The organism is Hydrogenophaga sp. 5NK40-0174, from assembly GCF_040372165.1.
Lineage (GTDB): Bacteria > Pseudomonadota > Gammaproteobacteria > Burkholderiales > Burkholderiaceae_C > Hydrogenophaga.
In genome coordinates, this window is sequence record NZ_BAABWG010000001.1 from 544,944 (window position 1) to 559,189 (window position 14,246).

Annotated in this window: 12 protein-coding genes; 4 read left to right on the top strand and 8 right to left on the bottom strand. The window is 61.7% G+C overall.

The genetic code is table 11. The features are described from left to right. Positions 1-42: 42 nt before the first annotated feature. Complete coding sequence (gene pcaC / locus ABWV89_RS02495; protein ID WP_353393881.1) at positions 43-420, top strand: 4-carboxymuconolactone decarboxylase; 378 nt, start codon at positions 43-45, stop codon at positions 418-420. A 282-nt stretch (positions 421-702) separates the two neighbouring features. Here the strand turns inward: pcaC and ABWV89_RS02500 are convergent, their stop codons facing one another. The 6 genes from ABWV89_RS02500 to ABWV89_RS02525 all read right to left on the bottom strand — a co-directional run bounded on the left by ABWV89_RS02500 (position 703) and on the right by ABWV89_RS02525 (position 7,783). Further along, the gene (locus tag ABWV89_RS02500; protein WP_353393883.1) at positions 703-1,257 is read right to left on the bottom strand and encodes a LuxR C-terminal-related transcriptional regulator; all 555 of its coding nucleotides are present in this window, start codon (positions 1,255-1,257) and stop codon (positions 703-705) included. Positions 1,258-1,341: 84 nt separating this feature from the next. After that, on the bottom strand, positions 1,342-3,030 hold the full coding sequence (gene betA / locus ABWV89_RS02505; RefSeq protein WP_353393885.1) for a choline dehydrogenase: 1,689 nt from the start codon (positions 3,028-3,030) through the stop codon (positions 1,342-1,344). Between the two features lie 55 nt (positions 3,031-3,085). Continuing rightward, the gene (gene betB, locus ABWV89_RS02510) at positions 3,086-4,579 is read right to left on the bottom strand and encodes a betaine-aldehyde dehydrogenase (RefSeq protein WP_353393887.1); all 1,494 of its coding nucleotides are present in this window, start codon (positions 4,577-4,579) and stop codon (positions 3,086-3,088) included. 102 nt (positions 4,580-4,681) lie between these two features. After that, complete coding sequence (gene choV / locus ABWV89_RS02515) at positions 4,682-5,860, bottom strand: choline ABC transporter ATP-binding protein (RefSeq protein WP_353393889.1); 1,179 nt, start codon at positions 5,858-5,860, stop codon at positions 4,682-4,684. Then, positions 5,857-6,699: a choline ABC transporter permease subunit gene (gene choW / locus ABWV89_RS02520; protein ID WP_353393891.1), complete on the bottom strand. Its 843-nt coding sequence runs from the start codon at positions 6,697-6,699 to the stop codon at positions 5,857-5,859. The genes choV and choW overlap by 4 nt, the downstream gene beginning before the upstream one ends. A gap of 145 nt (positions 6,700-6,844) precedes the next feature. Continuing rightward, entirely contained in the window at positions 6,845-7,783 is a 939-nt protein-coding gene (locus tag ABWV89_RS02525; protein ID WP_353393893.1) for a choline ABC transporter substrate-binding protein, read from the bottom strand. A 664-nt stretch (positions 7,784-8,447) separates the two neighbouring features. Here ABWV89_RS02525 and ABWV89_RS02530 point away from each other — a divergent pair. From ABWV89_RS02530 to ABWV89_RS02540, 3 genes are all read left to right on the top strand, one after another. Further along, positions 8,448-9,152 carry a CoA transferase subunit A gene (locus ABWV89_RS02530; protein ID WP_353393895.1) on the top strand — a complete coding sequence of 235 codons (705 nt, stop codon included), beginning with the start codon at positions 8,448-8,450 and terminating at the stop codon, positions 9,150-9,152. Positions 9,153-9,164: 12 nt separating this feature from the next. Next, a complete protein-coding gene (locus ABWV89_RS02535) occupies positions 9,165-9,803 on the top strand; it encodes a 3-oxoacid CoA-transferase subunit B (RefSeq protein WP_353393897.1) in 639 nt (212 codons plus the stop codon). A 336-nt stretch (positions 9,804-10,139) separates the two neighbouring features. Then, on the top strand, positions 10,140-10,400 hold the full coding sequence (locus ABWV89_RS02540; RefSeq protein WP_353393899.1) for a hypothetical protein: 261 nt from the start codon (positions 10,140-10,142) through the stop codon (positions 10,398-10,400). Positions 10,401-10,476: 76 nt separating this feature from the next. Here ABWV89_RS02540 and ABWV89_RS02545 read toward each other — a convergent pair whose 3' ends face one another. Further along, positions 10,477-11,994 (bottom strand): TolC family protein, encoded by a 1,518-nt coding sequence (locus tag ABWV89_RS02545; protein WP_353393901.1) that lies wholly within the window; start codon positions 11,992-11,994, stop codon positions 10,477-10,479. 26 nt (positions 11,995-12,020) lie between these two features. After that, on the bottom strand, positions 12,021-14,207 hold the full coding sequence (locus ABWV89_RS02550; protein WP_353393903.1) for a peptidase domain-containing ABC transporter: 2,187 nt from the start codon (positions 14,205-14,207) through the stop codon (positions 12,021-12,023). Between the last annotated feature and the right edge of the window lie 39 nt (positions 14,208-14,246).

A 14,246-nucleotide genomic window follows, 5' to 3' on the forward strand; every position in this document is an offset into this window, starting at 1 on the left:
CCCTGGACTCCCTGACAGAAAGAAAGAGAAAGGAACTTCAACATGGCACAGAACGAGCAATACGAAAAAGGCCTGCAAACCCGCCGCGAGGTGATGGGCGATGCCTTCGTGGACAAGGCGCTGGCCGCTACCACGCCGTTCACTCAACCCATTCAGGACCACATCTGCCGTGCAGCCTGGGGCGAAACCTGGCAGCGCGATGGCCTGGACCGCAAAACCCGCAGCCTGGTCACGGTGGCCATGCTCACCGCGCTGAGCCGCCAGAACGAACTCAAGGGCCATGTTCGAGGCGCCCTGAACAACGGAGCCACGGTGGAGGAGATTCAAGAGGTTCTTCTTCATGCCGCGGTTTACTGCGGTGTGCCGGCGGCCGTGGAGGCATTTCGCAGTGCCGCGGAAGTGGTGGAATCTGGCCGGTGAGCTTGAATACCTCTACAAAAATAAACGATGTTCAAGTAAATAAACATTGAATGAATGTTTTGAGGCTGCTGCTGCAGCTTCATTTTTCTGACTTTGATCTGAACATTGTTTAATCGAGTCTTTCGTGCCTGAAAAGATAGTCATACCTCATTTCATTCAGCCCAGCTCACTGAATTTCTATTGTTCAAATAAATAAACAGTGTTCATTTATTTGTGAAGCATGAGCGGCAAATCGAATCCTGCAGCAGAGGAATCAACGGGTGAGACCAGCCTGATGCTGGTTCAGCCTTGGAGGAGTTTGTTGACCAGGTCCGGGGTGGAATGGGCCTGGTACTTGCGCATGAGGCGAGCTCTGTAGATTTCCACCGTGCGCGGGCTGATGGAAAGAGCTTTGCCGATTTCCTTGCTGGTCAGGCCGTTCATCACCAGGGCGGCCACTTCCCGTTCGCGAGGGGTCAGCTCTGCCTTGACCTGGCGGCGTGAGCTCAGGTCTTCAAAACTCCATATGCCGGCGGCGTGGGGCTGAGTAGGGTCCAGCGCCCGGCCGGTGACGTGGCACCAGAAGGTTTCACCGCGGAAGCGCCCGTCGACGCGGCGCATGATGCGTTCATCTGCATAGGTGCCGCTGCGTCCCATGATGGGTGCAATGCGCTCGCCCATGCGCTCGTACTCATCCGCGCTGGGGTACAGGATCTGAAAGCTCTGACCGATGAGCTGGTCGGGCGTGGCGCCGAACATGTCGCACAAGGCCTGGTTGCAGTCGGTCATGATGCGCTGGCGCGAGATGGCCAGGCCAACGGGGGCGAGCTGAAATGCCAGCTGATAGTCCGTGTCCATGAAGCTTTGCCTTGGTGCAAGCGCTCAGGATGAGCACTCTTCGCCAAGTGTAAACAGGGACCGATCGACGACCGGCCCTTTGGATCAGGCGGATTGGGTGCTGCGAGCGCCTCGCGCAGGGGTATTGCCGGCCACGAAATAGGCTGCGTTTGATCGGGGCAACGGGGCTTGGCCGCGGATCCGGTCGGCGATTTTCTCGGCCATCATGATGGTCGGGGCGTTCAGGTTGCCCGTCACGATCTCCGGCATGATGGACGCATCGACCACCCGCAGGCCCTCCAGACCGTGTACGAGGCCCTCGCCGTCAACCACGGCCATCTCGCCGATGCCCATGGCGTTGGTGCCGCAGGGGTGGTAGGCCGTTTCGGCGTGCTGGCGCACATAGGCGTCCAGCTCGGCATCCGATTGGGCGGGTTCGCCCGGCGTGATCTCGCGGCCCGCATACGGCTTGAGGGCGGGCTGGCGCATGATGTCGCGGGTGATGCGGATGCCGGCGCGAAACTCGGCCCAGTCCTGTTCGGTGGACATGTAGTTGAACAGGATGCTCGGGTGCTGGTGCGGGTCTTTGGATTTGAGCAGAACCCGGCCACGACTGGGTGAACGCATCGAACCCATGTGGGCCTGGAAGCCGTGGACCTTGATCGGGTTGGTGCCGTTGTAGTTGATGGCCACCGGCAGGAAGTGGTACTGAATGTTGGGCCACTCGAACTCGTCAGACGAGCGAATGAACCCACCGGCTTCGAATTGGTTGCTGGCGCCAATGCCGCGCTGGAGGAACAGCCATTCAGCACCGATGGCCGGCTGGTTCCACCACTTCAGCGCACCGACCAGCGAGACGGGCTTGAGGCACTCGTACTGCTGGTAGATCTCCAGGTGATCCTGCAGGTTGGCACCGACCCCCGGCAGGTCCAGCACCACAGGAATGTCCAGGCCGCGCAGATGATCGGCCGGCCCCACGCCCGAGCGCTGCAGGATCTGCGGCGAGGCGATGGCCCCGGAGCACAGCAGCACCTCGCGCCGGGCAGTGGCCTTGATGGCCTGCGTTCCCCGCAGGTAGCTTACCCCTGTCGCGCGCTTGCCCGAGAACAGGATGCTGTCGGTCATGGCGTGGGTGACGATGGTCAGATTGGGGCGACCCCGCGCCTGATCCAGGTACCCGCGCGCCGTGCTGGCGCGGCGGCCCTGCGGGGTGGTCGTGCGGTCCATGGGGCCGAAGCCCTCTTGCTGGTAGCCGTTGAGGTCATCCGTGCGGGGGTAGCCGGCCTGTACACCGGCTTCCACCATGGCATGGAAGAGTTCGTTGTTGCCGTTCTTGGGCGTGGTCACGCTCACCGGTCCGCTGTCGCCGTGGTAGTCATTGGCGCCAATGTCGCGCGTCTCGGCCTTGCGGAAATAGGGCAGGCAGTCGAGGTAGCTCCAGTCTTCCAGACCGGGGCGCTTGGCCCAGCTGTCGTAATCCATCGCATTGCCGCGGATGTAGCACATGCCGTTGATGAGCGACGATCCGCCGAGTCCCTTGCCACGCCCGCATTCCATGCGGCGGTTGTCCATGTGGGGCTCGGGCTCCGTTTCGTAGGCCCAGTTGTAGCGCCGGCCCTGCAGCGGGTAGGCAAGCGCCGCGGGCATCTGCGTGCGGAAATCGAGCCGGTAGTCGGGGCCGCCTGCTTCCAGCAGCAGCACGCTCACATCGGCGTCTTCGGTCAGGCGCGTGGCCAGCACGTTGCCGGCTGAGCCTGCGCCGATGACGATGTAGTCGAATTCGGTGGAGTTCATGGGGTGGTTCGCTTCCCGTGCATATTTGTCCAGTTCAAGCCTGTCGTGTTCCGTCTCAGAACACCGAGGCGTACTCGCCCATCTCCACCTGGATGGACTTGGTGCGGGTGTAGGCGTTCAGGGTTTCAATGCCGTTCTCGCGGCCTACGCCCGACTGCTTGTAGCCGCCCACCGGCATTTCGGCCGCTGACTCACCCCAGGTGTTGATCCAGCAGATACCGGCTTGCAGCTGGTGGATCACGCGGTGCGCACGATTGAGGTTCTGCGTGACCAGACCGGCAGCCAGGCCGTAGTCGGTGTGGTTGGCGCGGCAAATGACCTCATCCTCGTCGTCGAAGGCCAGAATCGCCATGACCGGGCCGAAGATCTCGTCCTGGACGATCTTCATGTGGTCTTCGCAGGCGGTGAACACGGTGGGTTTCACATAGGCGCCTTGGGCCAGTTCACCCTCGGTGGCGCGTTCACCACCGATCAGCAGCCTGGCGCCTTCGGCCTTGCCGGTCTCGATGTAGCCCAGCACCTTGTCCATGTGGGCCAGGCTCACCAGCGGGCCGAAGTTGGTGTCGTCCGCCGTCGGGTCACCCATGCGAATGCGCTGGACGCGTTCGATCACTTTGGCTTCGAAGGCGGGTTGAACGGAGCGATGCACGAACACCCGCGTGCCATTGGTGCAGACCTGGCCCGAGCTGTAGAAATTGGCCATGAGCGCGATGTCGGCAGCGCGATCGAGATCGGCATCGGCAAACACGATCAGCGGCGACTTGCCGCCCAGCTCCATGGTCACCTCTTTCAGCGTCGAGCCCGAGGCACTGGCCATCACCTTCTTGCCGGTGACCGTGCCGCCCGTGAACGACACCTTGTCGATGCCCGGGTGCTCGGTCAGCCAGGCACCCACCGTGGCGCCCGGGCCTTGCAAGACATTGAACACGCCGTCGGGCAGGCCGGCCTCGGTGTAAATCTCGGCGAGCTTGAGCGCCGTCAGCGGCGTGACTTCGCTGGGTTTGAAGATCATCGCGTTGCCCGCCGCCAGTGCCGGAGCCGATTTCCACAGCGCGATCTGGATGGGGTAGTTCCAGGCGCCGATGCCCGCCACCACACCCAGGGGCTCGCGTCGGGTGTACACGAATGAGGATTCGCGCAAGGGCACCTGCATGCCCTCGATGGCGGTGGCCAGACCAGCGTAGTACTCGAGCACGTCAGCGCCTGTGACGATGTCCACCGCGCGGGTTTCCGAGCGCGGCTTGCCAGTGTCCAGCGTTTCCAGGTCGGCCAGTTCATCGTTGCGCTCGCGCAGGATGTCCACCGCGCGTCGCAACACGCGTGAGCGCTGCATGGCGGTGTAGCCGGCCCAGACGCGTTGCCCGGCGCGGGCACTGGCCACGGCCTTGTCCACGTCGTCGCGGGATGCGGTTTGCACGGAGGCCAGGCGTTCGCCATTGGCCGGGTTGACCGTATCGAAGGTCTCGCCGCTGGTGGCGTCCGTGGTGGCGCCGCCGATGTAGAGCTTTTGCGTTGGAAGAGGAGTAGCAGAAGATGCAGGTGAAGACATGAAAGCCTCCGTCTAAATCGTTGGTTGGTGAGTGACAGAACCAAAGGCAGTACCAAAGGCAGAAGGGCAGGTAGGCACCGGCTTGTGTGCCGGTTGCCTTGGTCAGCCCATGGCTTTGCCCAGCAAGGCGTGATAGAGCTCGCGGTCGCCCAGGATGCCCGCGGGCTGGCTACCTTTGCCGAGCACCAGCTTCTGGCCGGTCTGGTAGCGAATGTGCAGCGCTTCGCGCATGCCGATGCTCACGTCGACCATGGTGGGCAGGGGTTTGAGGCTCTCGATGGCATCACTCGGCGTCCAGTGCTGAACGGGCAGCGACTCATCGCCGCGCCGTACGCCCACCAGCGTGCCCTGGCCGTCGACCTTGAGCCAGATGTCGGCCACGTCGTCGAGGCAGACTTCGCCGTCGCGTTGTTCGCAAGCGGCCAGAGGGCGCATCAGGCTCTTGCCACTGAGCACGTTGAGCGGATTGGTGTGAGCCACAAAGGCGCGCACATAGTCATTGGCCGGGTTGAGCACGATGTCTTCAGGGCGGCTGTGCTGGACGATCTGGCCTTCCTTCATGATCACGATGCTGTTGCCCAGCTTCAGGGCTTCATCGAGGTCGTGGCTCACGAACACAATGGTTTTGTCGAGCTTGCGTTGCAGCTCCAGCAGCTCATCCTGCAGTCCCTGGCGGATCAGAGGGTCTAGCGCTGAAAACGGCTCATCCATCAGCAGGATGTCGGCGTCCATGGCCAGTGCCCGGGCCAAACCCACGCGCTGCTGCATGCCGCCGGAGAGAGCGTCCGGTCGCTCATCGCGCCATTGGCTCAGGCCCACCAGTTCAAGCTTTTCATTGATGCGCTTCTTGCGCTCGCCGCTGGGCAAGCCCTGCATCTCCAGCCCCAGGCTCACGTTCTCGGCCACTGTGAGCCAGGGCATGAGCGCGAACTTCTGGAACACCATGGCGATGCGCTGTGTGCGCATGGCTTTGAGCTGGGCGGCGGAGCAGTTGGCAATGTCAACTTGAGAGCCTTCGTGCTCGACCAGCAGCCGGCCGCGGCTGACTGTATTGAGGCCGTTGATACAGCGAAGCAGGCTGGATTTGCCCGAGCCGGACAGCCCCATGAGCACGCAGATTTCGCCGCGGTCTACTGACAGATTGGCTTTCTCCACACCGACGATGAGGCCGGTCTGTTTGAAGATCTCATTGCGGGAAAGTCCCTGGTCCAGCAGGTCGAGTGCGGGCTTGGGCGAATTGGAGAAGACGACGTCGACGTCCTGGATATCGATCAGACTCATGCCGCACCTCCCTTCAGTGGGGTGCGCTGCTTGCACACACGGTCGAGCATGATGGCCAGCAGCACGATGGCCAGGCCGGCTTCGAAGCCGACGGCGATATCGGCCGTGTTCAGGGCCCGGACCACCGGTTTTCCAAGGCCGTCGGCACCCACCAGGGCAGCGACCACCACCATGGACAGCGACAGCATGATGCACTGTGTGATGCCTGCCGAGATGCTGGGCATGGCGTATGGCAACTCAACGCGGGTGAGCAGCTGGCGGCGCGAACAGCCGAAGGCCTTGCCGGCGTCGAGCAGCTCGGCGGGCACATCGTGAATGCCCAGGTAGGTCAGGCGGATAGGGGCCGCAATAGCGAACACCACTGTGGAGATCAGGCCGGGCACCACGCCCAGACCGAACAGTGTGAGGGTGGGGATCAGATAGACGAAAGTCGGCACCGTCTGCATCAGGTCCAGAACCGGCTGCATCGCGGTGTAGAAGCGGGGTTTGTGTGCGGCGAAGATGCCCAGCGGGACACCGATGACCACACAGACCAGGGTGGCGAACAGTACCTGCGCCAAAGTCTCGATCGTCTCCTGCCAGTAACCCAGATTCAGGATGAGCAGGAACGAGAGAACGCAAAAGATGGTCAGGGACCATTTGCGCTGGATGGTGTGCGCAATGATGGCAAACAAGGCAATCAGAGCGAGGGGGTGAAACCACAGCAGGCTGTTGGTGGCCGCGTGAATGGTGGTTTCGAGGACGTCGGCAATGGTGTCGAAGACATCGGTGCCGTGCAGGGTCAGCCAGTCGACGAAGTCGGCGGTGACGTCACCCAGAGGAATTTTCTTGATGTCCATGGGAGCAGTGGTTGTGGCCCGGGAGACTTGGCGCGCTTGGGCGGGGTCGCGCTGCAATGGCCTCTTGTGCCGCGCGTGGCGGCCAAGAGCCAATTGCGCCGGCGCCTGGTGGTGTTCAGGGGCCGGCGCTCAAGAGGTGCTGGCCTTACTTGGCCAGACCTGCCTTGACCACTTCAGCCGCAGGCTTGCCGTCACGGCTGGTCACGCCATCGAGCCAGGCGTCAATGGACTGGGGGTTGGCTTTGAGCCAGGCCTTGGCTGCAGCGTCGGGCTTTTTCTTGTCGGTGAGCACGGCGCCCATGAGCTCGTTCTCCATCTCCAGCGAGAACTTCAGGTTGCCCAGCAGCTTGCCGACGTTGGGGCACTCCTGCACATAGCCCTTGCGCACATTGGTATAGATGGTGGCACCGCCCAGGTTGGGGCCAAAGACGTCGTCACCGCCTTCGAGGTACTTCATCTTGAAGCGGCTGTTCATCGGGTGCGGCTCCCAGCCCAGGAACACCACCCACTTGCCGCGGCGCTCGGCACGCTGCACTTGGGAGAGCATGCCGGCTTCGCTGGATTCAACCAGTTTGAATTTGCCCAGATCGAACTTGTTTTCGTCGATCATCCCCTGGATCAGGCGGTTGCCGTCGTTGCCAGGCTCGATGCCGTAGATCTTGCTGTCGAGCTTTTTGGCGAACTTGGCGATGTCGGCAAAGGACTTCAGGCCAGCGTCATAGGCAGCGGCGGAGACGGCCAGGGTGTACTTGGCGCCTTCAAGGTTGGCGCGAACGGTCTCTACAGAGCCGTCATCGCGGTAAGGCTTGATGTCCGCTTCCATGGTGGGCATCCAGTTGCCCAGAAACACATCCAGATCCTTGTTCTGCAGGGACTTGTACGTCACGGGAACCGAGACCATCTGCGTTTCGGTGGTGTAGCCCAGTTGCTGAAGGATCTCGCTGGTCACGGCGGTGGTCACGGTGATGTCGGTCCAGCCGACGTCTGCAAAGCGAACCTTGGCACACGACTCGGGTTCTGCAGCATGAGCGAGGGTAGCGGCGCTCAAGGTGGTGGCGAGAAGCAGCGAATGGGCAATTTTCATGGATGAACTCCTTTGGAACGAAGGGACTTCCGGTGCCGGGTGCACCGGAGCCATGGACCCAAGCAAGCCCTTCATGACACCTGCAGGGCAGGGCGATGGTCTGAGCAGGATGATGGTGAGACAGTGTGGCGCACCATGTCCTGTCTGGCAGCGTCCGCGCCGGGCGCGGGTCATGCAGCGCTTTCCTGGGGCTGGAAAGCCATTGAGAGTGGCCGCGCAAGGTAACGAGCGATCGCCAACGGGGCTGGCGAGGTGAAACCGATGGGGCCCAATGGAGAGGCCGTTGAGGCGTAAGCACGCCTGAAATGGCCGACGAGCCGGCATCAATGGCACCTGTGAGAGTGCCTGCCGTCAGTGTGATATCCGCCAGCAGCAAAGGCCGGCGGAGCCTACAAAGTTTAACATACCTTTCATTCTTCGACGTGGGGATATGTCCCGCGTGTGATGTGAGAGGTGAATTCAGGGTTGCCCTTTAGGCAATACTACGTATGCGAATACGTAGTATCGTCTGGGGTGCCTCTGTACATGCTTCGGCATCGGCTCGCGCAGGCCTGCTCTGGTTCCGGATGCGGCCTGAAGGGCACCGACTTGAAGTCCGGTGCAGAGGGTCCCGAGAGGTCTTGGGACATGTGTGCATCTCTCACCCCGACTGGAGCGCAGCAAAGTGAACAAGGTATATCCCAGCGCGGCAGCCGCCCTTGAAGGCGTCGTGGCCGACGGACAGTTGATGGCAGTAGGCGGTTTTGGCCTCTGCGGCATTCCCGAAGCCCTGATCGACGCTTTGCGCGATTCGGGTGTGAAGGACTTGACCGTCATTTCCAACAATGCAGGAGTCGATGGCTTTGGCCTGGGCAAGCTGCTGGAGACCCGGCAGATCAAGAAGATGATCTCGTCGTACGTCGGCGAGAACAAGGAGTTCGAGCGGCAGTACCTGGCCGGCGAGCTCGAACTGGAGTTCACCCCCCAGGGAACACTGGCCGAGAAACTGCGTGCCGGCGGTGCTGGCATCCCTGCATTCTTCACCAAGACCGGCGTTGGCACACTCGTGGCAGAAGGCAAAGAGTTGCGGGATTTCGATGGCGAGACCTACGTGATGGAGCGGGCCCTGGTGCCCGAGGTGGCCCTGATCAAGGCGGACATTGCAGACCGCTCGGGCAACCTGAAGTTCAACCTGACCGCGCGCAATTTCAACCCCGCAGCGGCCACGGCCGGCAAGATCTGCATTGTGGAAGTGGAGCGTGTGGTGGCCACTGGCGAAATTGCGCCGGACGATGTTCACCTGCCGGGCATTTACGTGCACCGCATCGTGCACAACCCGACGCCCGAGAAGCGCATCGAGAAGCGCACTACTCGCGACCGCAAAGTTTGATGGAGTTTGATCATGGCCTGGACCAAAGATGAAATGGCCGCACGTGCGGCGCAAGAACTGCAGGACGGTTTTTATGTGAACCTGGGCATCGGCATCCCGACGCTGGTGGCCAACTATGTGCCCGACCACATGGAAGTGTGGCTGCAGAGCGAAAACGGCATGCTCGGCATTGGCCCGTTCCCATACGAAGACGAAGTCGACGCTGACCTGATCAACGCCGGCAAGCAAACCGTGACCACCCTCAAGGGCAGCTCGATCTTCGGCAGCGATCAGTCGTTTGCCATGATCCGTGGCGGCAAGATCAACCTGTCCATCCTGGGCGCGATGCAGGTGACCGACAAGGGCGACCTGGCCAACTGGATGATTCCGGGCAAGATGGTCAAGGGCATGGGCGGCGCCATGGACCTGGTGGCGGGCGTCAAGCGCGTGATCGTCCTGATGGAGCACACGGCCAAGAAGAAGGATGGCAGCGAAGACCTCAAGATCCTGGGTGAATGCACGCTGCCGCTGACCGGAAAAGGCGTCGTTGATCGCATCATCACAGACCTGGCGGTGATGGATGTGACACCAGAGGGCCTCAAGGTGGTCGAGATGGCGCCAGGGGTGACCCGCGAAGAGCTGGACGCCAAGACCGGTGTCAGCCTGGTCTGAGCGGCCCGCTCAGATCAGCGAGTCGCGATCGCGCAAAGAAACGGCGGAACAAGCAGGCAAACCAGGTGCAAATGAGTACTTAAGAGCTGTTTTCTCCGTGCCAGAATGGGAGCCACCTTTGAGGTCGCTCCCATTTTTTTACATGTGTCTCAACGGGATTTTTCGGTACTTTGGCATACTCCAGCTGGCTCTTCATGTAGTCATTTGTGCGATTTATCACGAAATTTCGTGGCCATCAGGACAAAAGGGGGCTGAATTTGACTGGTCGAAACCTTTCATTACACGTAAACTAAGGTTATCGACTGTGAGATGTTTCACGAATTTTCCGGAGAAAACATGCGTACCTTGACCCAAGAAGAAATGAGCGAAGTGGCCGGCGGCTTCTTCTTCCGACGCTCGCGTTGCGGCGGTTCTCGTACCCGCTACCGCAGCCACTATTCCTACGAAGGGCGATCCAGGGATTGCAATCCAGAGCCAGAGTGCCAGCCCGAGCCGCCACAGTGTGAGCCCGAGCCACCAAAGACCATGCCGGATCCTCCAGCATGTGGTGAGCCACCTGTCGACGAGACCCCGGCCGAGCCACCAGTGTCTGTCTGATTCGTCAGATGCTGACTGCCAAAAGCACCTCAGTGAGGTGCTTTTTTCTTGGCCGAAACTTCCCGGCGGTGTGGTTTCAGCGATCAGGCCCGGCAGCCGGTATGGCAGAGAGCCCGGGGCTTCGCGTTATCTTCAGGCGCGTCAGGGCCGTGACCCTTCCGACAAGCGCCTGTGTGCGTTGGCGTCGCGCATCCGCCAGTGCAGCCTGGGCGTCCAGAAGCTCGGGCATGGAGCCTACACCAGCCTTGTAGCGCCCATGGGCGACTTCGTAGGTGACTTCGGCGTTGGCCAGCAGTTCGGCACTCATGCGCAACTCTTCCTGGCTGGCCCGAAGGGCTTCCTGGGCCTCCCAGAGTTGCAGCCGCAACTGCCGGCGCTGCTCCTCCCTCTGCGCCAGCACCAGTGCCAGATCCTGCTCGGCTCGGCTGACTTCAGCGTTGGCCTGTTGTGTCGACAACAGGGGAAAGCTGGCGACGACAGACGCGCTTCCGTTGGGAATGGTGGTATTGCCGGCAGCCCCCCAGTTGCGCAAATTGCCGGCGCTCGCATTGAATGTGACCTCGCCCCGGTGACTGGCCTTGACAGCATCCAGGCGAGCTTGTGCTGCATCGATGGCGGCCTGGGATGCACGCATGCGGGGTAGCTGCATGAATGCTTCTTCAGCCAATGCCACGCGCGCACTGTCGAGCTCGGGGGCTTCGTACACCCATTGCTCCCAGCCGCTGAGGGTGATCGGCTGTTCGCTCGTTCCGCCAAGCGCCTGAGCCAGTCTTGCTCGGGCGTTGCTCCAGGCGCTGGAGGCTCTGACGTGCGCCAACCGGGCCTGGGCGAAAGCGGTTTGTGCCTGCAGCCGGTCGATGCGGCTCGACACCCTGGCTTCGTGGCGTGCCCGGGCGGCTTCAGCGGTTTGTGCACTTGTCGCACGTGCCTGTGCCGCCGCCTCACGGGCAGCCTGCGCCATCACCGCTTCACCGTACAGGCTCAGCAGCTCAAGGACCTGATCATCGACAGTGGCATCCCGACTGGCTTGCGCTGATGCCATCGCGAACCGGGTGGCTCGAAGATCTGCATTGCGGCGGCCATGGTCGAGCATGACCCAGGACAAACCGACCGAAGCACCGAGTGTGCTGCCGGCGCTTCCGCTCGAATTGAAATTGCGATAGTTGTTGTAGTCGATGTTGGCCCGCCAGGCTGGCCAGCGTGCCGCGTCGCTGATGATCACCTCGGCTTCGCGCTGGCTTGTCGTTGCAAGCGCCTGCCTCAGTGCAGGGCTGGTGCACAGCAGGTGGGTCATGGCATCGGCCAGGCCGAGCGAGTGCCATGGCGGTTCCGCCCTCGTGTCACAGGCTTCGGTGCTTGGCATCCACTGGCTGGCACTTTCAACCCATTTTGCGTAGCCGTCGGGCTGGCTCTGGTCGGCCGCGCCATCGTGAGCCGGGCCACTGTTGGAGGTCAGTGCGGTGGACAGCTTGAGCAAGGGATCGCTCGTGGCCGGTTGCCTGTCTGCGAATGCAGTTGAGGTCCAGCCAAGCGCCACAGTGGTCAGCACCATGGCCAGGTGGCGGCGCCCGAAGCCTGATCTCGAGAGACTCATCCTCATCCTCATCCTCATGCTCACCGTCATGCTGGATTGGTCGGGCGTCGAAACAGCCCTTTGCGTTCGAAATACCCATCGGGCGAGCCGTCGAAGACGACGCGCCCATTGTCGAGTTCAATGACGCGGTCGGCAGCGGCCAGCGTTTCGGGTCGGTGGGCGACAACAATGCGCGTGATGGGCAGAGAGCCAACGGCATCGTTCACCATGGCTTCTGACTCGATGTCGAGCTGACTGGTGGCTTCATCCAGAATCAGGACAGTGGGGTGCTTGTACAGCGCTCTTGCCAGCATGAGTCGTTGCTTCTGTCCACCCGACAGCGCCGTGCCCATGTCGCCGATGAGTGTCTGGTACCCCATGGGCATGCGTTCGATCTCATCATGAAGCGCAGCGAGGTCGGCACAGTCCATCATCCATTCGGTGTCAGGGCGGTCGTCGAAGAATGAGATGTTGTCGGCGATGGAGCCGGCAAACAAGGTGTCGTCCTGCATGACGGTGGCCACCTGCTGGCGCCACAGGTCTACCCCGGCAGGCGTCAATGGGTTCTGATCAATGCGGATGTGTCCATCGGTGGGGGCAAAGCTTCCCAGCAGCAGGTTGACCAGGGTGGTCTTTCCGCAACCGGAACGGCCCGCAATGGCCACCCGTTCGCCAGGCCTGAACTCAAGGGAGAGGCCATCGATGACCCAGGGGGCGGCATCTCCATAGCGATAGCGGACGTTTTCCAACACGATGGCAGGGGGTGTCGGGGCGCCGTTCTTGGCGACTTTGCCTGGGCGATGAGAGGGGGTGGTCTGCCCGCTGCCGGTGGTCGGTGTGAGCACCAGGTCTGCCAGTCGTTCGGCGTGCAGACGCAGCATCTTGAGGTCGACCAGTTTGTCGATCAGGGCAATGGTCCGGGCCTCGAATTGGCCGCGGTAGGCAAGGAACGCGATCAGCATGCCGACGGTCAGCTTCGTGTCGACAATTTCTCTTGCCCCCATCCAGACGAGCAGGAGCGTAAATCCTCCTCCAAGCAGCCCCCGGGCCAATCCGTACAGGATCTGGAGTTTCTGGGTTTTCAGGCGCGCGTTGGTGGCGCCCACCAGCAGTGTCTGCCAGGTGCCTTGCCTGTGATTCTGGCGGCCAAACAACTGGATGGCCCGCATGCCTCGAATCGATTCCAGAAAGTGGGTGGACTCGTTTGCACTGCGCACCAGTGCTTCTTCATTGGCAGCGTAGAGAGGCCGGTACCAGATCAGCCGGATGGCCAGGTAGAGCACGACCGAAAGAATGGCGACCCATGCCAGGGTGGCATCGTAGACAAACATGAGCACCAGGGTGAGCACCACCAGAAGGCCGTCGAACACGGCTTCGACGAACGCGGAGGTGAGCGTGGACTGGATATTGGAGACTGATCCTGCACGTGAGACCACATCGCCCAGGTGGCGGTTCTGGAAGTACGACAAGGGCAGTCTCGTCATGTGGGCAAACACATTGGCACGCCACTGAAGACCTACGGACGTATTGATCACCATCAGCAGCCAGGAGCGGGCCAGCCCGGTGGCTTGCTGCACCAGCATGAGCAGACCGAAGCCCAGCGCGAGAGTGGTCAGCAACTGCATGTCACGCGAGACAACCACTTCATCGAGAACCCATTGCATGAACAGCGGAGAGACCAGGCTGAACACCTCCAGCGCGAGAGAGAGCAACAGCACTTGCGTCAGAGATGGCCAGAAGCCCGATACCTGGCCAATCAGGCGGCTGAGCCGCACGGGTGTTTTCTCCTCCCGTGGCGAAAACCCCGGGTTGGGCCAGAGCTCCAGGGCGACACCGGTGAAATGGCTGGAAGCTTCCTGCATGGACAGCCGGCGTGCTCCGACCGCCGGATCATGGATGTCGATATGTGTGGCGCTGGCGGATCTCAGAACCACAAAGTGGTTGAGGTCCCAATGAAGAATGGCTGGCAGTCTGAGTTGAGGCAGCTCGCTGAGTTCGAGGCGCAAGCCACGCGATCCCATTTCCTCTCGCTCGGCGATCTGGCTGAGGTTTTCCAGCGTGACACCTGTCAGGGCGATGGAGTGACGCGAGCGCAGGGTGGGCAGATCGGTGACAACGCCATGGCGGCTGAGCACCATCGCCAGGCAGGCCAGTCCGCACTCAGCGGCCTCTGTCTGCAGGATGACGGGCAGTTTGCGCCTGAGGCCAAAGGAAAGTTGGTCGGTCCAGCTCAAGGTCGGATCTCCGGCACGGGGCTTCTCATGGGTGATGCA